Origin of the sequence: Pseudomonas sp. JDS08PS003 (assembly GCF_045013505.1) — a bacterium.
GTDB classification, from domain to species: Bacteria; Pseudomonadota; Gammaproteobacteria; order Pseudomonadales; family Pseudomonadaceae; genus Aquipseudomonas; species Aquipseudomonas protegens_B.
In genome coordinates this window covers 3028143-3053624 of record NZ_CP120724.1, presented here as the reverse complement: position 1 = coordinate 3053624, position 25482 = coordinate 3028143, and the positions used below count along the sequence as shown (strand labels likewise).

Sequence of the window (25482 nt, the reverse complement as noted above, 5' to 3'; positions counted from 1 at the left end):
GAAAGCGTGGAGAACGGCCTTGTACTTGTAGGAGCTGGCTTGCCAGCGAGGGCGCCGGCGAGCCTGGCACCAGGCTCAAGACCCTCTTGGCCGGCCAGCCGGCTCCTACAGGGGGCGAGCGCTGCGCCAGGCGTTGATCAGTTGTTCGAAGGTGCCCTGGACTTGCCGGATCAGGGTTTCGTCGTCGATCTCCCCCGCCAGCCACCCACGGCTCGGCTCCTGGAAAATCGTCCGGCCCACGGCAAAACCACGGCAGGTCTGGCTATGGCTCGCTTGCCGGAAGCCCTCGGCCAGGCACTCGGCCGACGCATTCAGGCCCAACAGCACCACGCCACGGCAATACGGGTCGCGCTCCTGGATCAGCTCGTCGAGCTTTTTCCACTCCTCGGCCGACTGTGCCTCGATCTTCCACCACGCCGGATAAATGCCCAGGTTGTACAGGCGCTTGAGGCTGCGGTAGAGCACCTCGGGATGCGCGCCGGGCAGGTCCTTGGGCGGGATGATTTCCAGCAGCAGTTCATGGCCGCTGACCTGGGATGCCTGGTACAGGCCCATGATCTGCGCCTCCTGCTCCAGGCGCAGCAAGGGTTCGTCGTCCGGGTGATATTGCACCAGGCACTTGATGATCTGTTCCTGGGGCCAGGCAATCAGGTTGCTGCCCACCGAGCGCCCATGTTCGAAGGCCAGTGGCCGCGAGCCCTGGACCTCCACTGGCCGCGCCACCCACCAGCCGCGACCGGTGGCGGCATTCAGTGCGTCCTGGCCAAAGCGCTGGTCGGCCAGCAGACCGACATCGGCCTCCACGCCCTGCTCGCCCAACTGGTGCTCGACCCGCTCCACCGCCTGGATAAACAGCTGCTTGAGGGCGCTGATACGCGCCGGGTCCTGCCCCCCCTGTTGCGCCAGTTCCACCAGTTGCCCGCGATGGTCGAAGGCAAAGACGAACAGTTGCTTCCAGGCTTTGCGCGGCACGCTGACCCGGTGCAGGCGTTGCAGGATCGGATCCTGGTCGGGACGGGTAATGGGCACCGGGCTGCTGAACAGATAATCCAGTTCGGCACGGGTCGGCATCGCCGGAGCACAGGCATGGCGCGACACCACCAGACCGCCGCAGGCGTTGGCCAACTGGCAGCAGCGCTCATCGCTGGCGTCTTCCAGCCAGCCACTGAGGAAGCCGGACATAAAGGCATCGCCGGCGCCCAGCACGTTGAGCACCTCCACCCGCACACCGGGGTAGATCGCCCCGTCTTCCAGGCGCTGCGGAATCTCGCCGTGGATCACCGTGCACCCTTGCGGGCCGAGCTTGACCACCAGGGTTGCGCGGCTCAGGGAACGCACGGTACGCAGAGCCGTCAGCAGGTCTTCACTGCCGCCGGCAATCAGGAATTCTTCTTCGGTGCCGACGATCAGGTCGAAGCGCGCCAGGATGCTCTGCACATGCTGGCTGACCTGGTGATCGGCGACAAACCGGGTCTCACCGTCAGCCTTGCCCGCCAGGCCCCAGAGCACCGGCCGGTAGTCGATGTCCAGGACCCGCTTGACCCCGTGTTTTTGCGCATAGTCCAGGGCCTGGATGCTGGCCTGGTAGACGCCATCGGTGGAGAAATGGGTGCCGGTGATCAGCAAAGATTTGCTGGAGGCAATAAAGGCTTCGTTGATGTCTTCGGCGCGCAGCGCCATGTCCGCGCAGTTCTCGCGGTAGAACACCAGGGGGAAGGTTTCGCGGTCCTTGAGGCCCAGCAGGACCATGGCGGTGAGGCGCTGCGGGTCGACCTTGATGGCGCTGACGTCACAGCCTTCACGCACCAGGGACTCCACCAGGAAGCGCCCCATGTGATCGTCGCCAACCCGGCTCAACATCGCCGACTTGAGGCCCAGGCGCGCGGTGCCGAAGGCAATGTTCGCCGACGAGCCGCCGAGGTACTTGGCAAAGCTGCTGACGTCCTCCAGCCGCGCACCGACCTGCTGTGCATAGAGATCGACGCCCAGGCGTCCGAGGCAAATCAGATCCAATTGACGCCCACTGGCAAAACGAGTCTGGCCCATGCTGGCTCCTGTTATTTTTATCAGCCTGTGCTCGCCGCCGCTGGAGGGCGTCGAGCACTCTTGGTGGATGCAGACTAAAACGTCTCTCGGCGCCAATCAATATTTTTTCTATAAGTTTTTTACGTGGAATATTTTTTCCATTAAACTTTTTCAAGCCTGAGCCAGAGGTCGTGCATCGTTTCAGCAAGGCGCCGCCCGGCATCAGCCCGAAGATTTTATGGGCCCCTAGCCTGTAGACTGCCGACTGCCCACCTATTGTCAGGGGACGGAGCCACAGGCCGTTCCCATAAGCACAAGCCAGAAGGATTTTCTATGTCCCGCACCGATCAGCCGGCCTTGTCCGAGAGCACGCCCGAGAGCGACCTCGTCAGCCCCCCGATCAATGCCGAACGCCTGCTGCAACTGATCACCGAGGAATACGAGAGCCTGCCACGCCAGCTCAAGCGCATTGCCAGCTACATGAGCCAGCAGAGCGACCGGATCATGGTCGACCGCATCAGCGACATCGCCCGGGAATGCGAAGTGCATCCCTCGGCCATCGTGCGCTTCTCCCAGCGTTTCGGCTTCAGCGGCTTCAGTGAAATGCAGGCGCTGTTTCGCGAGGCCTACACCCACAAGGCCACGCCGGTACAGAACTACCAGCAGCGCATCCGCAGCATGATTGCCAACAAGTCGCAGAAAGCCAGCGGTGGCGACCTGGCTCGCGAATGCGTGAACGCCACCCTCTCGGGCATCGAACGCCTGGGCCTGGAACTGGACGACGTGGCTTTCGACAAGGCCGTGGACCTGGTAGTCAATGCCGACAACATCTACGTGGTCGGGGTGCGCCGTTCCTTCGCCGTGGCCGACTACCTGGTGTACAACCTGCAGCACACCAACAAGCGCATTCATCTGGTGTCGGGCCTGGGCGGCAGCTACCGCGAGCAGATGCGCAGCATCCGCCCCAACGACTTGGTGATCGCCATCAGCTTCACCCCCTATGGCAAAGAGACCCAGCACTGCCTGCGCATTGCCCAGCACAACCAGGCCAAGACCCTGATCATCACCGACAGCACCCTGTCGCCCCTGGCCAAGCGCGCCAACAGCGTGCTGTTGGTCAATGAAGGCAGCTCCTTCGCCTTCCGCTCACTGAGCGCCACCCTGTGCCTGTGCCAGGCGCTGTTTATCGCCGTGGCGTACCGCCTGGAATTGAAAGTGGACGAGATTCATGAGCAAGGCGGCTTCGACGACTAGCCCGCCCGAGCGGTGCTACTCGTAGATCTTGCCGCAGTACAGGAACACCGCGAAACGCTGCCAGGGCGAGGCCTCCACCAGCCCCTGGGTGGCACCGACGCCGGTGGCCTCGGCCCAGGCGTGGGCGCCGTCGAGAAAGTCTTCGATGGAATGGTTGTGCCAACTGTCGGCCGCGCCGGCCTCGGTGCTGCGCTGCGCCTCGCGGCGGTCGGCAATCAGCGCCTGGACGAAGTCGAGGAAGCTCTGCTCGTCATGCACCTGCTGCAAGCGTTGTTCAAGGTCCATGGGGTTCTCCGGATTCAGGACGGGGCCTGGAGCGCCAGGCCCTTGCGCAGCAGTTCCTTGCGCAGCAGTTCCTTGCGCAGGATCGGCCGGGCCAGGCAATGCACGCGGTCCAGGGCGCTGCACTCTAGCAGCCGCTCCAGCTTGTGGGCACTGCCCGGGCTGCCGGTCAGCAGGTAGCTTTTGCCCTCACTGAGGCTGATCAGGTTCAGCAGCCAGTCATCGCCCCACTGCCCCAGCACCTGCTCGATCAGGCTGCGCTGGCGCGCCAGCAGGCCCTGGCCCTGCCACAGGGTCAGTTGGGCAAAGCGCCGCGGCAGGTTGCTGGAAGGTTCGAGCAGCTTCAGGTCCTTGAGCAGGGCCTCGGGCAGTTGCGCTTCGATCTGCTGCTGGCACTGCTTGAAATACTCTTCAGGCCACTCGGGGCCCAGGTCGGCAAGCGCGGCCAGAGCCGCGTAGGCCTGGCGGTCCGCCGCAGTACAACCCTGGTCGCTGAAGTTCAGGGTATTGTCGAGAATCCCCGCCGCCAGCAGTTGCGCGCTGTCGCGGCTGATCTTCGGCAGCAGCCCGGAATCGCGCCAGCGCTCATAGACCTGGGTGCAGGCGGCGCCGATCGGGCGGATATCCGCGTATTTGCCCAGGCGCTCGTCCCAGAAGGCCTCGAACCCGGGGTGATGGTCGATGACCTCCACCACCCGGGCGAGGTCCACCAGCGGGTCCAGGTGCAGGTGATTGGAAATGTCCACCAGCACGAACTGATCGGCGCCCTCCGGGACGTGGCTGTCCAGGCCCTTGAGGCGCTGGCGGAAGTCGGCCGGGATGCTCTCGTTGAGCGGGGCGCTGCTCAGGGCCCGAGCCGGGCGGCCGCTGAGGTTGAGCCACTCGGCGTAGGCGATGCAACCGGCGTAGGCGTCGATATCCAGATAGGCCGCACCGGCGGTGACAATGATCATGACGTCCGTGTAATCCACAAAGGCCGAAGGCCGGGGCGCCGAGGGTGCCCGAGCGAGATGACAGCCAGATGACAGTCGGTGTTCATGTTTCTGGCTCTTGCCCCGCTTCGGCCACCAGCAGGGCCGCCAGCCGCGCGCCGCTGAAACGGATCTGCGCCAGGCTCAGGGCCGCGTAGCCGACGATCACCGCCGCCGGCCGGCGCACCTGCTGGCAGTGCTCGATCACCCCCTGCAGCAGCAGACCTTGCTGCGCGGCTCGCTGACGGAACCCCGCCTCATCGCTGCCCGGCGGCAATTCCAGCAGCAGGTGCAGCCCGGCTTGCTGGCCGCTGACCCGGTAGCAGCCCGCCGCCTCCCGGGCGAGGATCGCCAGCAGCAGGTCGCGGCGCTCCTGATAGGCCTGGCGCGCCGCCCGCAGGTTGCGCAGAAAGGCGCCACTGGCGATGTAGTCGGCCAGGGCCAGCTGTTCGATCACCCCCACCGAACGCCCGGTGTTCTGCAAGGTGGCCAGCAGCCGGGCACGCAGCGCCTCGGGCACCAGCATGAAACCCACGCGCAAACCGGCGAACAGGGTCTTGTTGAAACTGCCGCAGTAGATCACCCGGTCATCAGGGTCCAGGGACTTGAGGGCTGCCAGGGGCGCGCTCTGGTAGTTGAATTCGCTGTCGTAATCGTCTTCCACCACCCAGGTGTCGCTGTGCCGGGCCCACTCCAGCAGCGCCAGGCGCCGGGACACCGGCATGGTCATGCCCAGGGGCGCCTGATGGGCCGGGGTCACGTAGACCATGCGTGCATCGCCGTGGCCTTGCAGTTGCGTCACGTCGATACCCTCTTCCTGCACCGGGATCGGCACCAACCGGGCCCCGGCCAGGGCAAACAGGCTCTGGGCCGAGAGGTAGCCGGGGTCTTCGATACAGACCTTGTCCCCTGCATTGAGCAGGCTGCGGGCCAGCAGGTCGAGGCCGTGGCGGATGCCAGTGGTGATCATCACTTGCCCGGCATGGCAGGCGATGCCCCGGTGCTGCCCCAGGTACTCGGCGATCTGCTGGCGCAGCGCCGGCAGGCCGGCGGGGTCGGCATCGCATAGCGATTGCGCCGAGGCACTGCCCAGCGCCCGGGTCAGCGAGCGGGTCCAGCGTTGCAGGGGAAACAGCGCCGGATCGGCCAGCCGGGCAACGAAGGGCTGGCCGGCACGCACGCCGAGCGGCGGATACGAGGGCTGGTTGTCACTGGCGGCGCAGGGTGCCACCCGTGCCGGGGCGCTCAGATACAGGTCCGGCACCACCGCGCAGACCCGGGTCCCGGAACCGCTGGCCCGGCTCACATAGCCTTCGCTGCGCAAGCGGTCGAAGACCACTTCCAGGGTGCCCCGGGACATGCCCCAGCGCTGGGCCAGGGTGCGGGTCGAGGGCAAGCGGCAGCCGGCCGGCAGGCGTTTTTCCAGGATTGCCTGGCGCAACGCGCCGTAGGCGCTGTCCTGCTTGCCCAGGGCTTCATCCATGCGCTGTGGCAGGGGCAGGTCGAGGGGCACGGGGTGTTTTCCACGACTCATAGTGGTCCAGTCAAAAGCACTCTAAACGGTGCTCGGCATTAAACCATAAACACCTTAATTTCAGCGCCGTGCCCCCTTGCCCCGAGCCTGCCATGCCACCCGTTAGCCCCTCCACGACCCGCTCCATTGCTGTTGAACCCACCCTCGCCCCCTGGCTCTGGACCTTGTTGCTGCTGGTGGTGGTCTGCCTGCCAAGGATCAGCATCGACCTGTACCTGCCGGCGCTGCCGGCCATGGCCGACGAGCTGATGGCCAGCGACGCCCAGCTGCAACTGACCCTGAGCCTGTACATGCTCGGCTATGCCCTGTCGATGCTGCTGGGCGGGCCGTTGTGCGACCGTTATGGACGGCGCCCGGTGCTGCTGGCGGGCACGGCGCTGTTCCTGCTGGCCAGCCTGGCCTGCATGCTCGCCGCCAGCGTCGAGGTGCTGATGGTCGCCCGTCTGCTGCAAGCGTTGGGCGGTTGCTGCGGCACCCTGATCGGCCGGGTCATGGTCCGCGACCGCTGCGCGCCCGAGGAGCAGCCGCGACTGCTCGGGCTGTTGTCCATGGGCATTGCCCTGTCGCCCATGCTGGCGCCGCCGCTGGGCAGCCTGATCGACCAGCTGCTGGGCTGGCGCGGCTTGTTTCTGTGCCTGAGCCTGGTGGCCGCAGCGGCCTGGCTGCTGATGTACAAGCGCCTTGCCGAAACCCGCCCGCCGCAGCTCTCCCCCGTGGCCGCCAAACGCTTGCCGCGCCTGTACCTGCGCCTGCTGGGCGAGGCCTACTTCATGCGTTACTCCCTGGTCATCGGCTGCCTGTACTGCACCTATTTCCCTTTTATCCTGCAATCGCCGGCACTGTTGCAGCGCCAACTGGGGCTGTCCTCCAGCACTTACGCCCTGGTGTTCGCCGCCACCGTGGCCGGCTACCTGCTCGGCTCCCGACTGTTCCAGCGCCTGGGGGTACGCCACCCCGCCGACCGCCTGATTGCCGGGGCCTGCCTGCTGAACCTGACTGGCGCCGGCCTGCTGCTGATCTCCCGCAGCCTGTGGCCCGACAGCCTGTGGGCAATCGTCTTGCCGATGCTGCCGCTGATGCTCTCGGTGGGCCTGGCGATTCCCGCCTGCCAGTTGGCGATCCTGCAACCCTATGCGGCGGTGGCGGGCACCGCCTCGGGGCTGTTCTTCTTTATCCAGATGGCCATGACCGCCGGCTGCGGGCTGCTTGCCAGCTTGTTGGCAGACAGCCCGGCCGGATCGCTGCAAGCCCTGACCGGCCTGTTCAGCGTCGCCCTGGGCCTGGTCTGGTGGTACCTGCGGCCTCGGAAGCGCTAGGCGCTGGAGCCGGCTGAGGCAGAATGGCGCCTGCACCGGTGACTGGTGCGCAAGTAGCAAAGTGGCCCTGTTCAACACGAAACCAATGCCGCTACATTAGCCGCGCCGTTCCCATCCGTTGTGCCGTTCAAGACAAGGAAATACGTGATGAAACTCATAGGAATGCTCGATTCGCCCTTCGTACGCCGCGTCGCCATCAGCCTCAAATGCCTGGACCTGCCCTTCGAACACCACTCGGTCTCGGTGTTCAGCACCTTCGAGCAGTTCAAGGCCATCAACCCGGTGGTCAAGGCGCCGACCCTAGTCTGCGACGGGGGTGAAGTGCTGATGGATTCGAGCCTGATCCTCGACTACCTGGAAACCCTGGCCGGCCCGCACAGGAGCCTGATGCCCTCGGCCCTGCCGGAACGTTTGCATGAGTTGCGGCTGATTGGCCTGGCCCTGGCGGCCTGTGAGAAGTCGGTGCAAATCGTCTACGAAAGAAACCTGCGCCCGGCCGAGAAACAGCATGGACCCTGGCTGGAACGGGTGGGCGGCCAGTTGCAGGCCGCTTATACCGAGCTGGAACAGGAACTGCAGAAACGCCCCTTGCCCCGGGACGGCTCCCTGAGCCAGGCCGGAATCAGCCTGGCGGTGGCCTGGAGTTTCAGCCAGATGATGGTGGCGGACCAGTTCGGTCCCGAGCAATTCCCGGCGGTACGCAGCTATACCGAATACGCCGAACACCTGCCGGTGTTCCTCGCCACCCCCGCCACCTGACCTCCACACCGCCCTCACCGTAGGAGCCGGCTTGCCGGCGAAGCGACCCGTAAGCCTTGTGGCGCTCTTGGAAACGCATTCGCTGGCAAGCCAGCTCCTACGACGGTCCGGCAGTTCCCCGCGGGGATCTGTCAGGCCGGTTCGGGCAGTTTTTTCGCCGTGGCCGTGGCCGTGGCAAAGCGCCGGGCCAGGAACGGAGTGATGTCCAGCGGCAGGGCTTCGTCGTTCACCAGTTTGTCCAGCAGGACACCGGTGATCGCCGAGGTCAGGATGCCGGTACGGAAGTGTCCGCAAGCGTTGAGGTAACCCTCGACCCCGTCCATCGGCCCAAGAATCGGCAGCTCATCCGGCGAGCCCGGGCGCAGGCCCGCCCAGCAGCGCTTGAGGTTGACCTGGGCCAGCTCAGGGATGCAGCGCACCGCGCCCTGTACCAGGCCATTGATTTCCGGGTAGGTGGTGCTGACGTCGAAACCCTTGTCCTCGGTGGTACTGCCAATCAGGATCTCGCCGTTGTCCTTCTGCGCCATGTAGCAGTCGCTGGTGGTCAGGCAGCCATTGAGCAGCTTGGGCATGCGTTCGGTGAGGAGGATCTGGCCCTTCACCGGCTTCACCGGAATCTCCACCCCAGTGGCCTGCAGGCTCAGCTCGGCGGCCCAGGCACCGGCGGCATTGATCAGGGTCGAGCAATGGAACAGCCCGGCTTCGGCGGTCTGCACCCCACTGACCCGACTGCCCTGGTGCAAAACTCCGGTGACGTTGGTGTTGAAGTACACATCCACGCCGTTCTGCCGGGCGCCTTCGGTGTAGGCATCGGTCAGGCGGAAGGGGTTGACCTGGTGATCGCAGAGGAATTCCAGGGCGCCCTGGGCTTCGTGGCTGACCTTCGGCTCGGCGGCGCGCAGGGCCGCCTGGTCGAGCCAGCGCACCTGATCGGACAGGTGCGGGATGCAACCGACAATGTGCTCGGCGTACAGGCGGTCCTCGTCGTCATAGATGACGAACTTGAGCCCGGTCTGTTCGAACTTGAAGTCCATGCCGTGCAAGCCGATCAGTTCACGGTGCAGACGCGGGTACAGTTCGTTGGACTGCAGGGCGAAGTCAAAGAACGACTGCGGCAGGATATGCGGAGTGCTGGAGTCCACCACCACCGCCGAACCCTGGGCCTCGCGCTTGCGGTTGGCCGACATCATGCGAAAGAAGATCACCCCGCAACCCAGGCCCACCGACTCGCCAATGGCCCACAGGCCACCGGCCGAGGCCCGGCTGGCATTGCCTGGACGCTTGGCATCGATCAGCGCCACTTTGAGGTCTTTGCGCTTGGACAGCTGATAGGCGCAGGACGCCCCGATCACGCCGCCACCGGCGATCACCACGTCGTAATACTTACTCATGTCCGGGGACCTCCTGGTCAGGTGCGGCAAAGGCGGAAAACGGAATCGGGTCCAACGGGAAGCGCGGGCGAATCCAGCCCACATCCTTGCGTCCGGTGGCCTGGCGCAGGCGGTCGCTGCAATAGCCGACGCACATCCGTCCCTGGCAGTCGCCCATGCTCACCCGGGTGCGCATCTTCAGACTGGCCATGTCCTGCACGCCCTGGGACAGGGCGCGCTCGATATCGTTGCGGGTGGTGTGTTCACAACGGCAGATCACGGTGTCGCCCTTGGGCAGGTCTATCTGCCCGGTGCCACGTGCGGTATAGCGGTCCACCGCGCCGCGAAAGCGCAGGATCGAGGCCAGCTTGCGCTGGTAGCCCTGGCGCCGTTGCAAGGCCGCCTCGTTGGTCAGTACATCGCGCTGCATGAGGATCGACAGCGCCGCAATGCGGCCGGTAAGCATCGCTGCTTCACCGCCCCGAATCCCGCCCATGTCGCCGGCCAGGTGGATGTGCGGCTCGCTGCTCTGCTGCCAGGCGTTGGCGCTAGCCCGCAGATAGCCGTCGTCGCTGAAGCCGTGATCCAGGCCCATTTGCTGGCTCAGTTGGGTCCGGGGAATGAAGCCATAACCCACCGCCAGGGTCTGGGCAGCAATGCGCTGGGCCTGAGCCATGTCCGGCTGCCAGTCGGCGGAATAAGGGGCGACCGTGACCACGCTCAAGGCATCCTGGCCCTGGGCTTCCACCACGCCCCAGCCATAGCGCAGGGGGATGCCGTGGAGCTTGAGGTAGGCCAGCATGCTCAGACCGTCGAGAAACAGCTGGGGCTTGTTCAGCAGGGCCAGGCTCTGCTTGGCGATCTTGCTCAGGGCACTGGCCTCGTAGACCCCGGCCACCCGCACGCCCGAGGCGTGCAACTGGCACGCCACCAATGGCAACAAGGGCCCGGTGCCCGCGATCACCACCGGACCTTGCGGCTTGACCACGCCGCTCTTGATCTGCAGTTGCAGGCCACCGAGCAACTTGACCCCCGGCAGCGTCCAGCCAGGAAACGGCACGCTGCGCTCATGGCAGCCGGCCGCCAGCAACAATTGTCCATAGGTCACCTGCTGCACCTGCTCGTCGGCATCCAGCAGCATCAGGCTGTCGAAGCCCTCGGCGCCGATCACCCGACTGTTGAGGCGCACCTCGATCATCTGTTCGTGATCGCCGAAATCCCCGTGCAGCTTGGCCAGCATGTCGCAGTAGCGCGGTCCCAGGTAATCCAGTTGCACGCCATCGCGCAGCGGGCCGCGAAAGACCACGCCGCCCAGGCGCGAGGCTTCTTCGATCAGGGTGCTGCGCACGCCGTGCTCGGCCAGCTCGATGGCCGCCGCCATGCCCGCCGGCCCACCGCCGACAATTACCGGGTTCAGGCTCATACCGTGGGCTCCGTCTCGCTGATGCGGTTGCTCAGGGTCTGCACCTGCATCCCCGGCTTGACCAGGGTCTGGCAGGCGCGGCGCTTGTGACGGCCGTCGATCTGCACCAGGCAGCAATGGCACACGCCCATGCCGCAGTAGGCACCCACCAGTTGCCCGTGGTCGTTGCGCGCCACCTGGCGCAGGCCGGTGGCCTGGATCACGCTGAGAACTGTTTCACCCAGGGCGGCAGTGACCGGCTGGCCGTTGAGACTGATGGTCATGTCCGCATGCTGCAGCGGCTGAATATCAAAATTGCGGTCTATCTGACGCATTGCGGTTCATCCGTGAGAAGTGAGTGGGGTACCGGCATCCTGCCGCCCGCAATCCTGGGGCGAGGACGTGGTAACACCGCGGTTCCGAAGACTCTGTCAGAACCGAGCGCGGGCCAATCTAGTACTTTTGTCCGACAGGAATATTGATCTGGGCCAAGCAAAAGGCCGGTGCGCCCCCAAGCACCGCCCCCCCTCTCTCAGACTTGCGACACAGGCCACAAAAAAGCCGCTACCGGCAGAAGCCGGCAGCGGCGCATGGACAACGGGCAGCCCGCGTCGAAGACGATGCTTAGTGCACGAAAATGGCGATCAGGATAATCACCGGGATCGGCACACCGAGGAACCACAACAGTAATGAGCGCATGGGAGTTCTCCTGGGTCAGTGAACGGGAGTCGGGGCCACGGTGCGCGGCTGGACGTCGGTTTCAAACCAGACCACGGCATCCCGGCGACGGCCGCCGAAGGTCGCCGCCAGACTGGCGAAGAAGGCCCCGCAGAGCAGTGCGATGAACATCCACAACGACGACCAGGCAGCCACCTTGGCGGCACTGTCGGCGGCCTCTCGGGCGGCTTGTTTGGCTTCATGCACCGCTTGCTGGGTCTTGGCGTACACCTCGTCCACCCGACGCTCGGCTTCGGCCTGGCTGAGGTTGGTGCGCTGGGCCACCAGTTGCGCCAGGTAGCTGCGGTCCTCAGGCGAGAGCTGACCGTCGTTGCTCAAGGTGCGCACGAAGATCCGCGACACCGTGCCCCGCGCCGCATCGTCGCTGACCGCCACCGGGCGATCATCGCGGAACAGGCTGTCGACGAAATAGCCGTAATCGTCCTGGGAGCCCTGGGCCGCCGCATGACCGGCCACTTGGGTCGCGGCGCTGGCGGCCCCGGAAGCAACCTGGGCACCGGCCTGCACGCCGCCGCTGATGACGCTCGTCACCGAGCCCACCACCAGAGTCGCGGTCACCAGGGTGGCCACGGCCCAGGCCAGGAAGCCGTGGGCCGTGTCACGGAAATACACTTCATCGCCGTGCAGGTTGGCCCACTTCACCCGCAGGCGCCCGGCGAGGTAGCCGCCCAACCCGGCGGCCAGAATCTGCGTCAGGGCCAACCAGACAATGCTGGAGATACCCAGCCCCTTGGCACTGATGCCACTGCCGGCCCAGGGCGAAACCGCGGAAAAGCCCAGGCCGAAGCCCAGCAGTAAAAGGATCAGGGACAAGGCTGCAGCCGCCGCGGCGCCGGCGAAGATCGCCGCCCAGGACACCCCCGAGTAATGACTCGAGGCGTCCGCAGTGGCGAGCAGGTGTTCAGAGGGTCTGTTCATTGTTGTTCTGCTCCAGGCATGAAAGAGGGTGTTACACGTCTCGAAGGGATAAGTGCAGTCACCGTGCCAGTTGCACGAACTTTATAAACCGATGTATTTCAATGGCTTGCGATTAATTGCCACACCTGGATCGTGCATTTTACCGGCCAGGGGGTTTTGTGGCGGGCGTTCTGCACGGCGGCGCCCTCAGGCGCGCTTGCTCAGGTAAAGCTCCCGGCCCCGGGTATAGCACCAGTGCCCCAGCAGGCCCAGGACCCACAGCGCCAGCAGCAGGTTGCCCGCCAGCGTCAATTGCGCGATGCCCTGCCCCCACAAGGTAAAGAGCGGCAATGCCAGCCAGGCGGACCGGCGAAAATCCAGCAGCCGCATGATGCCCGGCACTATCGCCGCCATCAGGGCAATGACCAAGACGTCCAGGGCGCGATACCCCAGCATCCACCGCGCATAGCGGGGATCGGCGGCATAGGCCTGCAGATAGCCCGGCAGGCGCAGCGCCAGATCCACGGCGAGACTCAACAGCAGGCTAGCCACCACCAGCCACAACAGCCCCTTGAAACGTGATGCGTATTTCATTGCATGACACCTTGATACAGAGAAGCTCAATCGGGGCTTCAACGCCGCTTGTAGCTTTTATTGCCACTGGGGGTCAGGCAGTAGACCCCGCCCCGCGGTCCGGTACAGAAACTGCCGCTGCCACAGGTACAACCCTGAGCATCGCGCAGCAGCGGTTCGGCGCGGGGGGTGGAGGAGCGCTGGCCGAACATCAGCGCGCAGTTCTTCTTCGAGGCACTGATGGAGCCGTCGTTGCACAGGAACAGCTCGCCGTCACAACGGGCGATGCCGCCTTTGTTTCCGGAACAGGGTTGATTGGCCGCCTGGGCCGCCGCGCTGCACAGCAGCATCAGGCATACAACGACAAAGGGCTTCCAGCCGACCCGAGTCAGGGCACTCATGGTGACGCCTCCTGGCAAAAAAGTGGCCGGATGATATCAAGCTTCAACACCCCTGACTCGGGCTGCGCGGACCAGACGCCAAGCCAGATGAAAGTTTATTTAGAATCCCGGCCACAGTTTCTTGGCAAAATGCCCGCCTGTGTCACGAACCGCTAAGCAGGTAACGCCTATGACCCGCATTCTGACCATCGAAGACGACGCCGTAACGGCCCGGGAGATCGTCGCCGAACTGAGCAGCCACGGCCTTGACGTGGACTGGGTGGACAACGGTCGCGAAGGCCTGGTGCGCGCCGTGAGCGGCGACTACGACCTGATCACCCTGGACCGCATGCTGCCGGAGCTGGACGGCCTGGCCATTGTCACCACCCTGCGCACCATCGGTGTGTCGACGCCGATCCTGATGATCAGCGCCCTCTCCGATGTCGATGAGCGGGTGCGCGGCCTGCGGGCCGGCGGCGACGATTACCTGACCAAGCCCTTCGCCTCCGACGAAATGGCCGCCCGGGTCGAGGTGCTGCTGCGGCGCAAGAACACGGTCAAGGACTTCGACACCTGCCTGCGGGTGGCCGATCTGGAGCTGAACCTGATCAGCCGCGAAGCGACCCGCGCCGACCAGTTGCTGAGCCTGTTGCCCACCGAGTACAAACTGCTGGAATTTCTCATGCGCAACACCGGGCAGATCCTCTCGCGGATGATGATCTTCGAGGAGGTCTGGGGTTATCACTTCGACCCGGGGACCAACCTGATCGACGTGCACATCGGCCGCCTGCGCAAGAAGATCGACCCGCCCGGCATGACCCCGTTGATCCGCACCGTGCGAGGCTCGGGCTATGTCATTGCTGAACCCCTCTAAGGGCTGGCGCTCTTCCAGCAGCCGCCTGCTGGCGCTCTACAGCACGCTGTTCGTGGCCTGGAGCTGCATCCTCATGGGGGTGCTGTACTACGAAGTCTCCACCTACCTGGACAGCCTGGCCAAGCACTCGCTGATGCAGCGCCAGCACCTGTTCGCCCGCTTCGAAGGCGACCAGTTGGTGGAGGCCCTGACCACCAGCATGACCTTCGACATGCGCGCCATCGACGCCTACGGCCTGTTCGACGAACAGCGCCGGCCCTTGAGCGGACCGATCCGCCAGATCCCCGACGACCTGCCCCTGGACGGCAAGATCCACGAGCTGAAGAACTGCATCGACTCCGACGACCCGAGCCTGCCCCGGGACAGCTGCGACGCCGTGGCCACCCACACCCGGGACGGCCGCTGGCTGGTGCTGGTGCGCGACAACGGCTCGCTGTTCGCGGTGACCCGGATCATTCTCCACGCGCTGCTGTGGGGGATTTCCCTGACCATCATTCCCGGGGTCGCCGGCTGGCACCTGCTGCGCCGCCGGCCCTTGCGGCGCATCCGTCAGATCCAAGCCAGCGCCGAGGCCATCGTCGCCGGCGACCTGACCCGGCGCCTGCCACTGTCGGATCGGCGTGACGAACTGGACATGCTGGCGGCCATCGTCAACGCCATGCTCGAACGCATCGAGCGGCTGATGCACGAGGTCAAGGGCGTGTGCGACAACATCGCCCACGACCTGCGCACCCCGCTGACCCGCCTGCGGGCCCAGCTCTATCGCCTGCAGCAACAGGCCGAGGAAGGTTCGCCCCAGGCCCTGCAAATGGACCAGTTGCTGGCCGAGGCCGACACCCTGATGGCGCGCTTTCGCGGATTGCTGCGCATCTCCGAACTGGAAGACCAGCAACGGCGATCGGGCTTCCTCGAACTCGATCCCCTGCCCCTGCTCCAGGAACTGCACGACTTCTACCTGCCCCTGGCCGAAGAAGGTCGCCTGACCCTGGTGCTGGATGTACCGCCGAGCCTGCCCCGGCTCACCGGTGACCGCGCCTTGCTGTTCGAGGCCCTGGCCAACCTGCTGAGCAACTCGATCAAGTTCACCCCGCCGGGGGGTGAAGTGATACTGCGCGGCCTCGACGATGGCGGCAGCCCGCGCCTGGAAGTCCTGGACACAGGCCCGGGCATTCCCCCGGCGGAACGGGCGGCGGTGTTCCGACGCTTCTACCGGGTGGACGAAAGCAACGCCCAGGGCGGCTTCGGCCTGGGCCTGTCGATTGTTGCCGCCATCGTCAGCCTGCACGGCTTCAAGCTCGAAGTGGGCAGCAGCGAACGGGGCGGCGCGCGCCTGAGCCTGGATTGCCGGCCGAGCCTGATCAGCGAAGGCTGAAGGCCGGACCGGACTCAGGACGAAAGATCGAGTTGCTTGAGGGAGTTGCTGTCCAGCTCGTAGAGCAACTCGTCGATGATCCTCTCGATGTCGGCCTCGCTGTGCAGGGACTTGCTGCTCAGTCCGGTCACCACCAGGTCGACCCGGCCACTGTCGGGCTCGAACACCCGCAGGGTCAGAGTGCCGTCGCCGGCATTGCTGAAGCTGCAGGCCAAGGGCGCCAGCCGCTGTTCGATACAGGCACGTAACCGGGCCTGGGTGATCACGGCCGGCACCTCAGCGACACCCCAGCAGTAGACGCGCCAGCCCGCCGGGGCCGGCGACCGCGCCAACGCTGCCCTTGATTTGTCGATTGCCCATGCTGGCTGTCCTTTTGCTGTGGTTCGCAGTGCCAAGGCCCGTAGCGGGACTTGCTCAGAATCACAGCGTAGAAAAGCCGCGTCGCCCGCAGAAGGCGCATTTGCACTGGTCACACTGGTGCATTTGCACCGGCTCAGCGCCCCCGGCCCGCAGCCGTGCCGACAAACAGTCCGCGCTCCCGGGCCCAGACCACGGCTTCGCCACGGCTGTGCACGCCCAGCTTGGAATACAGGGTGGCAACATGGTTGCGCACGGTGTTGGGCGCCAGCTTCAACTGGGCGGCAATCTCCTTGTCCGCCAGCCCCTGGTAGATCAGCCCCAGCACCTCCCGCTCGCGGGCCGTCAGGTCGGCAGAGGAAACCCCGGGGGTGTCCTGGGTCTTCGGGCTTCTGACGTTGGCCAGTTTTTCGATCAGGGTCTGGCTGAACCAGGAAGCGTCGCGCATCACCTCCTCGATGGCCCCCACCAGCTCCAGTTCGGAACGCTTGCGCTCACTGATGTCCATCAGCACCAGCAGGTAACAGGGGCTGTCCTGGATGAGCACGGTGTCGGCGTAGGCCACACAATCGATCAGCTCGGCGCTCTTCTGGCGCACCTTGAGGTCCAGGCCATCGACATTGCCGGCCTTCTCCAGTTGATTGAACAGTTGCGTGGCCGCCGCGGCTTCAGCGATGAACCCGGTGGCGGCAATGGTCTTGCCCAGCAACTCCTCGCTGCTGTAGCCGCAGGTGTTGAGAAAGGCCTCGTTGACGTCGACGATCTGCTGCTCGGCGCTGCACACCAGGGTCGGCACCGGGGTCAGGCGGAACGACTTGGCAAAGCGCTCCTCGCTCTGGCGCAAGGCAATCTCGACCTTGCGCCGCGGCTCCAGGTCCATGAAGGAAAACAGCATGCAGTCTTCATCGTTGATGTCCAGGGGCTGGCCGGCGACGATCACCAGCTTGCTGCCGCCGTCCGGCAGGCGCAGCTCGGCCTGCATCTGCGGAATGGTCGCGCCCTGGCCCAGGCGCTCGATGGCCAGGTCCTTGTGCTCGGCGTCCTCCAGCACATCCAGCTCGTACACCGAACGGCCGATCACCTGATCCCGGGCATAGCCGGTCATTTCCACAAAGCCCTGGTTGACCTTGATGTAACGCAGGTCACTGAGGCGGCAGATCACCGCCGGCGCCGGGTTGGCGTTGAAGGTCTTTTCGAAGCGCTGTTCGGCGCTGGCCCAGTCGGTGGCATCGCTGAGGATCAGCACCAGGGACTCGGGCGCGCCACTGCGATCGGTGAGGATCATGCTGCGCACCCGGTGCACCCAGTGCCGCGGTTCGCCGTCGATCTCGGCCTGCACCTCCACCACCACGTCGCTGAAGGTTTCACCGGCGGCCACCCGGTTGATGGGATAGGCCTCCAGGGCCAGGGGGTGATTGTTGCGGTAGCGCAAGGCATAGCGCCGGGCGTATTCACGGACATTGGCCCCCAGCTCGCCGACCTCGCCGACCCCGTGCATGGCCAGCGCCGCTTCATTGGCCCAGAGCAGGCTGCGAGCCTTGTCGATCTCAATCAGGATCACCCCGTCGGACAGACCGGCGATGATCTGCTGCAACTGGCGGCGATTGGTTTCAGTGGCAAGTACGGCCTGGCTCATGGCATCTCCAATAGGACCCGGCGCCACAGCGGACAGGCCGCGCGCCGGAAAAAAGGGGCTGAACACTACGACCACGGCCGCTCGCCATCGTGCCCTGCACCGTAACCCTGCGCACTGGAGCCACCCAGCGCGAAGGGTTAAGCTGCTGCGCCCGGTCCGACCGCCCTCAAGGAGTGAAGCATGATCACCATCCGTGAAGCCGACAGCCGCGATATCGATGCACTGCAGGCCATAGGCTGCGCCACCTACCGCGAACACTTTGCGGCGATCTGGACGAGTGACGGCATGCAGCAGTTTCTCGACCAGGACTTCTCCCCCGCCAACCTCGAAGCATCCCTGGCGGCCCGGGACCAGCACCTGTGGCTGCTGGCCCTGGACGCGCAGCACCAGCCCATCGGCTTCGCCAAACTCAACTGGGCGCGCCCGACGCCGGGCAGCGGCCGGCCCGGGGCCGAACTGCAGAAGATCTACCTGCTCAAGTCCCAGGCCGGCCAGGGCCATGGCCGGCGCCTGCTCGAGCATGTGTTGCAACGGGCCAGCGCCGCCGGGGAATCCTGCCTGTGGCTGGACGTACTCAAGAGCAACAGCGGCGCCCGGCGCTTTTATGAAAGCGCCGGCCTGCGGCAGGTCGACGAGGTGCCGTTCAGCACCGACCTGGAGCAGATCGGCATGTGGGTGATGGCCTGCGACTTGCCCCGCAAGGAGCACTCCGCCCAGGGCTGAGGCGGCCTTCCCCGCCCCTGCCCGCCACTACAAGCCCAGGGCCTTGAGCCGCCGGTACAGGGTCCGCTCGCTCAGCCCCAGGGCCTTGGCCAACTCGCTGCGCGAGCCGTCGAAGACTTCCAGGGCATGGGCCAGTTGTTCCAGGTCCTTGCCGGCGCGACGGCGAATCACAGGGGCCGGTGCCTGTGGGCTGCGCAGTTCTGCCGGCAGGTCCTGCAGGCGGATCACCCCATCATCACTGAACAACCGCGCCCGTTCGAGGATGTTGCGCAGCTCGCGGATATTCCCCGGATAGGTGTACAGGCGCAATTGCTCCAGGGCCTGGGGGTCGACCCGTGGCACCACCCCGGGATCGAGGCGGCGCAACAGGCTGTCGATCAGCAACGGCAGGTCGTCGCTGCGTTCGCGCAGGGCCGGCAGGCGGATCGGGAAGGCGCTGATGCGGTAGTACAGGTCCTGGCGGAAGGTGCCGGCAGCGACCATTTCCTTGAGCGGCTTGTGGGTCGCCGCCACCAGGCGGAAATCCGAGTGCACGGTGCGCAGGCTGCCCACCGGCCGGAAGCTGCCGGACTCGATCAGGCGCAGCAGCTTGACCTGCATGGCCAGGGGCACCTCGCCGATCTCGTCAAGAAACAGGGTGCCGCCATGGGCCGCTTCCGCCAGGCCGATCTTGCGTTGCAGAGCCCCGGTGAAGGCGCCCTTTTCATAGCCGAACAACTCGCTTTCCAGCAGGCTTTCGGTAAGCCCGGTGCAGTCCACCACCACCAGCGGTCCACTGGCCCGGGGGCTGCCATCGTGCAGGGCACGGGCGAACAATTCCTTGCCGGTGCCGGACTCGCCCTGCAGCAGCACCGGAATCGGGGCCGGGGCCGCCCGCTGCAGGGCGCTCAAGGCCTCGTTGAAGGCCGGCGAGCGTCCCACCAGGCCCTTCTGCTGGGGCTGCACCGAAGCCACCGCCACTGAACTCAGGCGCTCGACGTAAGCCACCACGGTGCCGGCCTCGCCAATGATCGGCCGCAGTTCCACGTCCACGTGCTCCGGGCCGCGAGGTGTGTGATGGATGTGCAGCATGCGCTCCGGCACCCGACTGTCATGAGCCTTGCGCATCGGGCAATGCTCCCCGGCCTGGTCGCAGGGCACGGCGAACTGGTGGGATACGCGGTAGCACTTGGCGCCCACATGAGGCTTGCCGGCCACGCCGAACTGACGCTGGTAGGCGGTGTTGGCGGCGATGATGTTGTAGTCGGTGTCGAGGACGATGGTCGGTTGCGGATCGTGTTCGAGGTAGGACACCAGGGCAGCCATGGACGGCTGGGCAAGGTCGGTGGCGATCAGGGACATGGGCAACTCCGGGGCAATGGCGGCAGCTTAAAGCACGGCGCGGCTTTCTGCCATGCTCTGCCACCAACTGCCATATCACTGCCAAATACCGCTGGCAGTCGCGTCGAAAAACGCCTGATGGCAGCCTCTGCAACCTTCTACTTCAATGAACAGGTAGCCAATCCGGGCGTCACGGGTTGGCACGTTTATTGACAGTCCAAGGGACGAGCGACAGCGCAGACTGCCCTCACCTTCATTGCCTGGAGTGCCCCATGATCATCAGCGACACGCTGCGTGTAGAAGCCTTTTTCGACCCTCACACCTGGACCATCAGCTACCTGGTGATGGACCAGGCCAGCCGCCGCTGTGCGCTGATCGACAGCGTGCTGGACTACGACCCGAAATCCGGCCGCACCCGCACCGAATCCGCCGACCGCCTGATCAACCGGGTACGCGAGCTGGACGCCCGGGTCGACTGGGTCCTGGAAACCCATGTGCACGCCGACCACCTGTCCGCCGCGGCTTACCTCAAGCAGCAACTGGGGGCTCAGGTGGCCATCGGCAATCAGATCACCCGGGTGCAGAAAGTCTTCGGCGCGCTGTTCAACGAAGCGCCGGCCTTTGCCCGGGACGGCAGCCAGTTCGACGTGCTGCTCGAAGATGGCGCCGAGTTCGCCATCGGCGGCCTCAGCGCCCGGGCACTGCACACCCCGGGACATACCCCGGCCTGCATGACCTACCTGGTGCAGGTGGGCGACGAGTGCGTGGCCTTTGTCGGCGACACCCTGTTCATGCCCGACTACGGCACGGCCCGCTGCGACTTCCCCGGGGCCGATGCTCGGACCCTGTACCGCTCCATCGGCAAGATCCTCGCCCTGCCCCCGCAAACCCGGCTGTTCATGTGCCACGACTACCTGCCCAACGGCCGCGAGCTGCAGTACATGACCACCGTCGCCGAGCAGCGCGCCAACAACATCCACATCCATCAGGGCGTCGACGAAGACAGCTTCGTGAAGATGCGCGAAGCCCGCGACGCCACCCTGGACATGCCGGTGCTGATCCTGCCCTCGGTGCAGGTCAACATGCGCAGCGGGCACTTTCCCGAGCCCGAAGACAACGGCATCAGCTACCTGAAGATCCCCCTCAATACCCTATAACGACTACTCCACACGGAAACCTTGCCATGCGTCCCATCAACCCAGCCCTGCGCGCCGTCGACGGCAGCCACCAGGTGCTGATCGTCGGCGGCGGTGCCGCCGGCATTGCCGTCGCCGCCAGCCTCATGTCCCGCGACCCACACCTGGACGTGGCGATCATCGACCCCGCCGGCAGCCACTACTACCAGCCCGGCTGGACCCTGGTGGGCGCCGGGGTGTTCAGCGCCCAGTCCACCGAACGCAGCATGGCCGCGCTGATGCCCAAGGGCGTCAAGTGGCTGCAGCACGCTGTCAGCCTGTTCGAACCGGACAACAATGCCCTGGTGCTGGATGACGGCCGCGTGCTGGCCTATGACCAACTGGTGGTCTGCCCCGGGCTCAAGCTCGACTGGGCGGCCATCGACGGCCTGCCCGAGGCCCTGGGCAACCACGGCGTGACCTCCAACTACCGCTACGACCTGGCGCCCTACACCTGGCAACTGGTGCAGCAGCTGCAACAGGGCGAGGCGCTGTTCAGCCAGCCACCGATGCCGATCAAATGCGCCGGGGCGCCCCAGAAGGCCATGTACCTGTCCTGCGACCACTGGCGGCGCAACGGCCGCCTGGGACAGATCAAGCCGCGCTTCCTGAATGCCGGCGGCGTGCTGTTCGGCGTGGCGGACTACGTGCCGGCGCTGATGGAATACGTGAAGAAGTACGGCATCGAGCTGGATTTCGGCCACAACCTGGTGGCGGTGAACGGCCCGGCCAAGCGCGCGACCTTCGTCCGCACCCTGGCCGACGGCCGTCAGGAAACCCTGGAGCGCGCCTTCGACCTGCTGCACGTGGTGCCGCCGCAATGCGCCCCGGACTTTATCCGCGCAAGCCCCCTGGCCGACGCTGCCGGTTGGGTCGATGTCGATCCCCACAGCCTGCGCCACAAGCGTTTCGTCAATATCCACGGCCTGGGAGACGCCACCAACACCAGCAATGCCAAGACCGCCGCGGCGGCGCGCAAGCAAGCGCCGGTGGTGGCCAACAACGTGCTGGTGGCCCTCAAGCGCCTGACCCGGCTGGCCCAGTACGACGGCTACGGCTCCTGCCCGCTGACCGTGGAACGGGGCAAGATCGTCCTCGCCGAATTCACCTACGGCGGCAAGCTGGCGCCGAGCTTCCCGCGCTGGCTGCTGGACGGCCGCCAGGCGACCCGTCGCGCCTGGTGGCTGAAGGAACGGATTCTGCCGCCGCTGTACTGGCGCGGCATGCTCAAGGGCCATGAATGGCTGGCACAACCGACCCTGGCCACGGACACCCCGAAGACATGAATGAACACAGTCTCTTGGGCGCTGGGCTGGGGGCGGTCATTGGCGCGATCCTGGCGCTGACTGGCGCCGGCGGCGGCATCCTCGCGGTGCCGCTGCTGGTGTTCGGCCTGGGCCTGAGCATGGTCGAGGCTGCTCCCATCGGCCTGCTGGCGGTGGGTCTGGCCGCCAGCGTCGGCGCAGTGCTGGGCTTGCGCCAGGGCATCGTGCGCTACCGCGCGGCGGGGTTTGTCGCCAGCATTGGCATCCTCATGGCGCCGCTGGGGCTGTGGCTGGCCCACCGCCTGCCCAACCTGCCCCTGGCCCTGCTGTTTTCCCTGGTGCTGCTTTATGCCTGCGGGCGCATCCTGCGCAAGGCCAGCCTGGAATTGAAACAGGGCCAGGTCGCGCCACGCCCGGCGTTCCTGCCTTGTGTGCTCAACCCGGTCCAGGGTCGTTTGCGCTGGACCCTGCCCTGCGCCCGGGCCCTGACCTTCACCGGCATGCTCTCGGGACTGCTTTCGGGGTTGCTCGGCGTCGGCGGCGGCTTCGTGATCATCCCGGCCCTGAGCCGCTACACCAACCTGGACAGCAAGAGCATCGTCGCCACCTCGCTGGCGGTGATTGCCCTGGTGTCCCTGGGCAGCGTGGTCACCGCCAGCCTCAGCGGCGTGATGCACTGGGCCGTGGGTGCGCCCTTTGCCCTGGGCGCGGTGGTGGGCCTGGTGCTGGGCCGCCAGGTGGCCAGCCATCTGGCGGGTCCGCGCCTGCAACAACTGTTCGCCCTCACCGGCATATTGGCCGGGCTGCTGCTGGCGGCTGGCGCCTTGGGCTGGCTATCCCGTTGAACCCCTTCGCCGGCAAGCCGGCTCCTACACCAACATACGCACCGCCACCCGTAGGAGCTGGCTTGCCCGCGAAGGCGTCCTCACCGACGCTGGCGTTGCAAGGGAAAAATAGCGGCGCCACGAGCGGCCTCTTCGCCGGCAAGCCGGCTCCTACGTGGAGAACCACCGGGGAAATATTGGCCTCTGCCGTTCAGAGGCGCAGGTGACGACTATGGCCTGGACTTGCATCCCCCAGGAGCGCGCCATGTCGACAGCCCAATCCCTTGAACAGTGCCTCTGGCGCAAGATCGGCCGCTACGCCTCGCGCATCGGCCGGACCCTGATCCAAAAAGCCCTGTGGCTCTACTACGCCGCGCAACGCCCGCAAACCCCGATCTGGGCCAAGGCCACCATCTACGCGGCCCTGGGTTACTTCATACTGCCAGTGGACATCATCCCGGACCTGATCCCCGGGGCTGGGTACGTGGATGACCTTGGGCTGCTGGCCAGTTCAGTGCTGGCCGTGGCTGCCCACATCAACGCCGAGGTCAAGCAGCAAGCCAGCGCACGCCTGGCGGACTGGTTCGGCAGTGAACCAGACTGAGCAAGGGGCAGACGCAACGGCTGGGGGGCGGTCCTCGGTGCTCACCCGATTCACCAAAGCACTTAAACACGCCCGCACAAACTTGCCGCCAGCTTCATCGCGCCTCCGTGTCCAGGGCATAAAACTCCTGCAGCTTGGCCTGCAGCAGTTTCTTGTCCGGCAGCTGGGTCCGGTACTCGGCGATCAACGCCGGCGACAGTGAACGGTTGAGGGCATATTCCACCACCTCGTCATCCTTGCTGGCACAGAGCAGAACGCCCAGGGCCGGGTTTTCATGGGGTTTGCGCACCTGGCGGTCCAGGGCCTCCAGGTAGAAGTCCAGCTTGCCCAGGTACTCCGGTTCGAAGCGCCCGACCTTGAGTTCAACGGCCACCAGGCAATTCAATCCACGATGGAACAGCAGCAGATCCAGGACGAAATCCCGCCCGCCAACCTGCAGGGGATAGCCAGACGCGACAAAGCAGAAATCTCGGCCCATCTCGATCAGAAAATCCTTGAGCTGGCGCACCAACCCCTGGTGCAGATCGACTTCATCATGCCCCTGGGCCAGGCCGAGAAACTCCACCATGTAGGCATCCTTGAAGACCTTCAGGGCCTCGGGACGGGCCTGCTTCAAGGTTGCCGAGGCATTGGCCGGGCGAGTCAGCGTGCGTTCGAACAGCGCGGATTTGATCTGCCGTTCCAGCTCTCGGGTCGACCACTGCTCCTGAATGGCCATGCGCAGATAAAACTCGCGCTCTTGCGCGCATTTACCTTGCGCAAGAATGATCAGATTCTGGGTCCAGGGTAATTGTGTCAGCACTGCTGACACTTTCTCCTCCCCTCGATAGGCCTCATAGAATTGACGCATGCGGAACAGGTTACGCCGGGTAAACCCCCGCAGCCCCGGCTGCTGCCGCGCCAGGTAATCCGCCAATTGCTGGACCACGCCATCGCCCCATTCCGCCGCCTCTATCTTGCGGCTGATATAGGCCCCGACCTGCCAATACAACTCCACCAGTTCAGTATTCACCGCCCGCACCGCCCGCTGCCGTGCGGCGGTGATCATTAGCGCCACTTCGTTGAATGCCACCTCGGTGGAGGTGACGGCCGCTTCAGCCTCTTGCTTCATGACGAACGCCCGGTTGCCTGGATAAAGGCCTCCATCATCACCCGGCTCACCGTGCCGCTATAGTCGGCCCCGTCTCTTTAGCTTGAGCGAAACGTCCTTGTTTCAGTGACGCAAAAAGCCCCGTCAGCCAGGCATGCACGCAAAGCCATGGGTGCTGGCGACCTGCTTGCCCTTGGCGTCATACAAGCGAACCGACACCTCGGTCCCCAGGCTCGACTCCACCAGTTTGTAATGCTCACCGGCCTTGAAACCGCTGTAGCTGATATGGCCATTGCAGTCTTGTTGATTGGAGTCGCCGACGCTCTCTTCAAACAAGGTCACGTCCAGGCGATGAGCGCCGGGCTTGACCTCAAAATAACGCCCATCGTCGACCGTCTTCCCGTCCACCCGTTCGGCCATCAGGTCGTTGGGCGCCTCTTCCTCCAGGCCAATCCAGGCCTCACTGGGATCGGGCTGGGGCATCGGCCCGGCGCAGGCGCTGAGCAAGCAGGCAAGACCCAGGGCGGGAATCAGCAACAGCGGTTTGAGTCTCATGAAAACGTACCTCGCCAATAACAGAAATGAGTGCGACGCAAGCCCAGGACAATCGGCTGCGTCGATGCCCATCAAGCGTGTCGAGGCCCCGAAGCAAGAACAAATGAATCCACATGAAAGGAAATACAGGCCTTACCTAAAACTTCCTTCACCTGGCTGAAAGCCGCGTGTTAGGTGGGTCGCTGC

The 25482-nt window shown here is 65.3% G+C and carries 26 protein-coding genes; 11 read left to right on the top strand and 15 right to left on the bottom strand.

Features of this window, described 5'->3' with window-relative positions; translation table 11 throughout:
* Positions 1 to 105: 105 nt before the first annotated feature.
* Positions 106 to 2046, bottom strand: coding sequence for a 5-dehydro-2-deoxygluconokinase (gene iolC / locus P7C00_RS14080; protein WP_404939555.1), 1941 nt, complete (start codon positions 2044 to 2046; stop codon positions 106 to 108).
* Here iolC and P7C00_RS14075 point away from each other — a divergent pair.
* Both P7C00_RS14075 and P7C00_RS14070 read left to right on the top strand, forming a co-directional pair.
* Positions 2045 to 2206 (top strand): hypothetical protein, encoded by a 162-nt coding sequence (locus tag P7C00_RS14075; protein WP_404939553.1) that lies wholly within the window; start codon positions 2045 to 2047, stop codon positions 2204 to 2206. The two genes, iolC and P7C00_RS14075, sit on opposite strands and share 2 nt — an antisense overlap.
* 152 nt (positions 2207 to 2358) lie before the next feature.
* On the top strand, positions 2359 to 3279 hold the full coding sequence (locus P7C00_RS14070) for a MurR/RpiR family transcriptional regulator (RefSeq protein WP_346632627.1): 921 nt from the start codon (positions 2359 to 2361) through the stop codon (positions 3277 to 3279).
* Between the two features lie 15 nt (positions 3280 to 3294).
* Here the strand turns inward: P7C00_RS14070 and P7C00_RS14065 are convergent, their stop codons facing one another.
* The 3 genes from P7C00_RS14065 to P7C00_RS14055 form a co-directional block, all read right to left on the bottom strand.
* Entirely contained in the window at positions 3295 to 3564 is a 270-nt protein-coding gene (locus tag P7C00_RS14065; protein ID WP_346632626.1) for a hypothetical protein, read from the bottom strand.
* Positions 3565 to 3578: 14 nt separating this feature from the next.
* The gene (locus tag P7C00_RS14060) at positions 3579 to 4514 is read right to left on the bottom strand and encodes a bifunctional oligoribonuclease/PAP phosphatase NrnA (RefSeq protein ID WP_404939551.1); all 936 of its coding nucleotides are present in this window, start codon (positions 4512 to 4514) and stop codon (positions 3579 to 3581) included.
* Between the two features lie 82 nt (positions 4515 to 4596).
* On the bottom strand, positions 4597 to 6066 hold the full coding sequence (locus P7C00_RS14055; RefSeq protein WP_404939549.1) for a PLP-dependent aminotransferase family protein: 1470 nt from the start codon (positions 6064 to 6066) through the stop codon (positions 4597 to 4599).
* A 92-nt stretch (positions 6067 to 6158) separates the two neighbouring features.
* Here P7C00_RS14055 and P7C00_RS14050 point away from each other — a divergent pair, with 92 nt between their 5' ends.
* Both P7C00_RS14050 and P7C00_RS14045 read left to right on the top strand, forming a co-directional pair.
* Positions 6159 to 7382, top strand: coding sequence for a multidrug effflux MFS transporter (locus P7C00_RS14050; protein ID WP_404939547.1), 1224 nt, complete (start codon positions 6159 to 6161; stop codon positions 7380 to 7382).
* A gap of 147 nt (positions 7383 to 7529) precedes the next feature.
* On the top strand, positions 7530 to 8141 hold the full coding sequence (locus P7C00_RS14045) for a glutathione S-transferase (protein WP_346632622.1): 612 nt from the start codon (positions 7530 to 7532) through the stop codon (positions 8139 to 8141).
* Positions 8142 to 8272: 131 nt separating this feature from the next.
* On the opposite strand, the gene hcnC is transcribed toward P7C00_RS14045, so the two are convergent.
* The 6 genes from hcnC to P7C00_RS14015 all read right to left on the bottom strand — a co-directional run bounded on the left by hcnC (position 8273) and on the right by P7C00_RS14015 (position 13522).
* A complete protein-coding gene (gene hcnC, locus P7C00_RS14040; RefSeq protein ID WP_346632621.1) occupies positions 8273 to 9532 on the bottom strand; it encodes a cyanide-forming glycine dehydrogenase subunit HcnC in 1260 nt (419 codons plus the stop codon).
* Positions 9525 to 10934 carry a cyanide-forming glycine dehydrogenase subunit HcnB gene (hcnB, locus tag P7C00_RS14035; RefSeq protein ID WP_346632620.1) on the bottom strand — a complete coding sequence of 470 codons (1410 nt, stop codon included), beginning with the start codon at positions 10932 to 10934 and terminating at the stop codon, positions 9525 to 9527. Before hcnB ends, hcnC begins: the two co-directional genes overlap by 8 nt.
* Positions 10931 to 11248, bottom strand: coding sequence for a cyanide-forming glycine dehydrogenase subunit HcnA (hcnA, locus tag P7C00_RS14030; RefSeq protein ID WP_102864437.1), 318 nt, complete (start codon positions 11246 to 11248; stop codon positions 10931 to 10933). Before hcnA ends, hcnB begins: the two co-directional genes overlap by 4 nt.
* 379 nt (positions 11249 to 11627) lie before the next feature.
* Positions 11628 to 12569 (bottom strand): hypothetical protein, encoded by a 942-nt coding sequence (locus P7C00_RS14025; protein ID WP_346632619.1) that lies wholly within the window; start codon positions 12567 to 12569, stop codon positions 11628 to 11630.
* 186 nt (positions 12570 to 12755) lie between these two features.
* Positions 12756 to 13142, bottom strand: a complete 387-nt coding sequence (locus tag P7C00_RS14020) for a hypothetical protein (RefSeq protein WP_346632618.1) — start codon at positions 13140 to 13142, stop codon at positions 12756 to 12758.
* 38 nt (positions 13143 to 13180) lie between these two features.
* Positions 13181 to 13522 (bottom strand): hypothetical protein, encoded by a 342-nt coding sequence (locus tag P7C00_RS14015; protein WP_346632617.1) that lies wholly within the window; start codon positions 13520 to 13522, stop codon positions 13181 to 13183.
* A 169-nt stretch (positions 13523 to 13691) separates the two neighbouring features.
* Between P7C00_RS14015 and P7C00_RS14010 the strand changes: the two genes are divergently transcribed.
* Positions 13692 to 14375, top strand: coding sequence for a response regulator transcription factor (locus tag P7C00_RS14010; RefSeq protein ID WP_346632616.1), 684 nt, complete (start codon positions 13692 to 13694; stop codon positions 14373 to 14375).
* Positions 14353 to 15747: a sensor histidine kinase gene (locus P7C00_RS14005; protein WP_404939543.1), complete on the top strand. Its 1395-nt coding sequence runs from the start codon at positions 14353 to 14355 to the stop codon at positions 15745 to 15747. The genes P7C00_RS14010 and P7C00_RS14005 overlap by 23 nt, the downstream gene beginning before the upstream one ends.
* A gap of 14 nt (positions 15748 to 15761) precedes the next feature.
* Here P7C00_RS14005 and P7C00_RS14000 read toward each other — a convergent pair whose 3' ends face one another.
* Together P7C00_RS14000 and P7C00_RS13995 are read right to left on the bottom strand one after the other, a co-directional pair.
* Positions 15762 to 16022: a DUF1652 domain-containing protein gene (locus tag P7C00_RS14000; protein WP_346632614.1), complete on the bottom strand. Its 261-nt coding sequence runs from the start codon at positions 16020 to 16022 to the stop codon at positions 15762 to 15764.
* Positions 16023 to 16240: 218 nt separating this feature from the next.
* The gene (locus P7C00_RS13995; protein ID WP_346632613.1) at positions 16241 to 17740 is read right to left on the bottom strand and encodes a helix-turn-helix transcriptional regulator; all 1500 of its coding nucleotides are present in this window, start codon (positions 17738 to 17740) and stop codon (positions 16241 to 16243) included.
* Between the two features lie 180 nt (positions 17741 to 17920).
* On the opposite strand from P7C00_RS13995, the gene P7C00_RS13990 reads away from it, so the two are divergent.
* Positions 17921 to 18463 (top strand): GNAT family N-acetyltransferase, encoded by a 543-nt coding sequence (locus tag P7C00_RS13990; RefSeq protein WP_404939541.1) that lies wholly within the window; start codon positions 17921 to 17923, stop codon positions 18461 to 18463.
* A gap of 27 nt (positions 18464 to 18490) precedes the next feature.
* Here the strand turns inward: P7C00_RS13990 and P7C00_RS13985 are convergent, their stop codons facing one another.
* Positions 18491 to 19804 (bottom strand): sigma 54-interacting transcriptional regulator, encoded by a 1314-nt coding sequence (locus P7C00_RS13985; RefSeq protein ID WP_346632611.1) that lies wholly within the window; start codon positions 19802 to 19804, stop codon positions 18491 to 18493.
* 251 nt (positions 19805 to 20055) lie between these two features.
* Here P7C00_RS13985 and P7C00_RS13980 point away from each other — a divergent pair, with 251 nt between their 5' ends.
* The 4 genes from P7C00_RS13980 to P7C00_RS13965 all read left to right on the top strand — a co-directional run bounded on the left by P7C00_RS13980 (position 20056) and on the right by P7C00_RS13965 (position 23651).
* A complete protein-coding gene (locus P7C00_RS13980) occupies positions 20056 to 20940 on the top strand; it encodes an MBL fold metallo-hydrolase (protein WP_346632610.1) in 885 nt (294 codons plus the stop codon).
* Positions 20941 to 20966: 26 nt separating this feature from the next.
* Positions 20967 to 22244: an FAD/NAD(P)-binding oxidoreductase gene (locus tag P7C00_RS13975; RefSeq protein ID WP_346632609.1), complete on the top strand. Its 1278-nt coding sequence runs from the start codon at positions 20967 to 20969 to the stop codon at positions 22242 to 22244.
* Positions 22241 to 23068 carry a sulfite exporter TauE/SafE family protein gene (locus P7C00_RS13970; protein WP_346632608.1) on the top strand — a complete coding sequence of 276 codons (828 nt, stop codon included), beginning with the start codon at positions 22241 to 22243 and terminating at the stop codon, positions 23066 to 23068. The genes P7C00_RS13975 and P7C00_RS13970 overlap by 4 nt, the downstream gene beginning before the upstream one ends.
* Positions 23069 to 23312: 244 nt before the next feature.
* Entirely contained in the window at positions 23313 to 23651 is a 339-nt protein-coding gene (locus P7C00_RS13965) for a YkvA family protein (RefSeq protein WP_346632607.1), read from the top strand.
* 94 nt (positions 23652 to 23745) lie between these two features.
* Here P7C00_RS13965 and P7C00_RS13960 read toward each other — a convergent pair whose 3' ends face one another.
* Positions 23746 to 24762 carry a YhcG family protein gene (locus P7C00_RS13960; RefSeq protein ID WP_404939539.1) on the bottom strand — a complete coding sequence of 339 codons (1017 nt, stop codon included), beginning with the start codon at positions 24760 to 24762 and terminating at the stop codon, positions 23746 to 23748.
* 123 nt (positions 24763 to 24885) lie between these two features.
* On the bottom strand, positions 24886 to 25296 hold the full coding sequence (locus P7C00_RS13955) for a hypothetical protein (RefSeq protein WP_404939537.1): 411 nt from the start codon (positions 25294 to 25296) through the stop codon (positions 24886 to 24888).
* Between the last annotated feature and the right edge of the window lie 186 nt (positions 25297 to 25482).

Coding starts and splice junctions, on each gene's coding strand:
- P7C00_RS14075 (WP_404939553.1), top strand. CDS start 2,045: ATGCTGGCTCCTGTTATTTTTATCAGCCTGTGCTCGCCGCCGCTGGAG.
- iolC (WP_404939555.1), bottom strand. CDS start 2,046: ATGGGCCAGACTCGTTTTGCCAGTGGGCGTCAATTGGATCTGATTTGC.
- P7C00_RS14070 (WP_346632627.1), top strand. CDS start 2,359: ATGTCCCGCACCGATCAGCCGGCCTTGTCCGAGAGCACGCCCGAGAGC.
- P7C00_RS14065 (WP_346632626.1), bottom strand. CDS start 3,564: ATGGACCTTGAACAACGCTTGCAGCAGGTGCATGACGAGCAGAGCTTC.
- P7C00_RS14060 (WP_404939551.1), bottom strand. CDS start 4,514: ATGATCATTGTCACCGCCGGTGCGGCCTATCTGGATATCGACGCCTAC.
- P7C00_RS14055 (WP_404939549.1), bottom strand. CDS start 6,066: ATGAGTCGTGGAAAACACCCCGTGCCCCTCGACCTGCCCCTGCCACAG.
- P7C00_RS14050 (WP_404939547.1), top strand. CDS start 6,159: ATGCCACCCGTTAGCCCCTCCACGACCCGCTCCATTGCTGTTGAACCC.
- P7C00_RS14045 (WP_346632622.1), top strand. CDS start 7,530: ATGAAACTCATAGGAATGCTCGATTCGCCCTTCGTACGCCGCGTCGCC.
- hcnC (WP_346632621.1), bottom strand. CDS start 9,532: ATGAGTAAGTATTACGACGTGGTGATCGCCGGTGGCGGCGTGATCGGG.
- hcnB (WP_346632620.1), bottom strand. CDS start 10,934: ATGAGCCTGAACCCGGTAATTGTCGGCGGTGGGCCGGCGGGCATGGCG.
- hcnA (WP_102864437.1), bottom strand. CDS start 11,248: ATGCGTCAGATAGACCGCAATTTTGATATTCAGCCGCTGCAGCATGCG.
- P7C00_RS14025 (WP_346632619.1), bottom strand. CDS start 12,569: ATGAACAGACCCTCTGAACACCTGCTCGCCACTGCGGACGCCTCGAGT.
- P7C00_RS14020 (WP_346632618.1), bottom strand. CDS start 13,142: ATGAAATACGCATCACGTTTCAAGGGGCTGTTGTGGCTGGTGGTGGCT.
- P7C00_RS14015 (WP_346632617.1), bottom strand. CDS start 13,522: ATGAGTGCCCTGACTCGGGTCGGCTGGAAGCCCTTTGTCGTTGTATGC.
- P7C00_RS14010 (WP_346632616.1), top strand. CDS start 13,692: ATGACCCGCATTCTGACCATCGAAGACGACGCCGTAACGGCCCGGGAG.
- P7C00_RS14005 (WP_404939543.1), top strand. CDS start 14,353: ATGTCATTGCTGAACCCCTCTAAGGGCTGGCGCTCTTCCAGCAGCCGC.
- P7C00_RS13995 (WP_346632613.1), bottom strand. CDS start 17,740: ATGAGCCAGGCCGTACTTGCCACTGAAACCAATCGCCGCCAGTTGCAG.
- P7C00_RS13990 (WP_404939541.1), top strand. CDS start 17,921: ATGATCACCATCCGTGAAGCCGACAGCCGCGATATCGATGCACTGCAG.
- P7C00_RS13985 (WP_346632611.1), bottom strand. CDS start 19,804: ATGTCCCTGATCGCCACCGACCTTGCCCAGCCGTCCATGGCTGCCCTG.
- P7C00_RS13980 (WP_346632610.1), top strand. CDS start 20,056: ATGATCATCAGCGACACGCTGCGTGTAGAAGCCTTTTTCGACCCTCAC.
- P7C00_RS13975 (WP_346632609.1), top strand. CDS start 20,967: ATGCGTCCCATCAACCCAGCCCTGCGCGCCGTCGACGGCAGCCACCAG.
- P7C00_RS13970 (WP_346632608.1), top strand. CDS start 22,241: ATGAATGAACACAGTCTCTTGGGCGCTGGGCTGGGGGCGGTCATTGGC.
- P7C00_RS13965 (WP_346632607.1), top strand. CDS start 23,313: ATGTCGACAGCCCAATCCCTTGAACAGTGCCTCTGGCGCAAGATCGGC.
- P7C00_RS13960 (WP_404939539.1), bottom strand. CDS start 24,762: ATGAAGCAAGAGGCTGAAGCGGCCGTCACCTCCACCGAGGTGGCATTC.
- P7C00_RS13955 (WP_404939537.1), bottom strand. CDS start 25,296: ATGAGACTCAAACCGCTGTTGCTGATTCCCGCCCTGGGTCTTGCCTGC.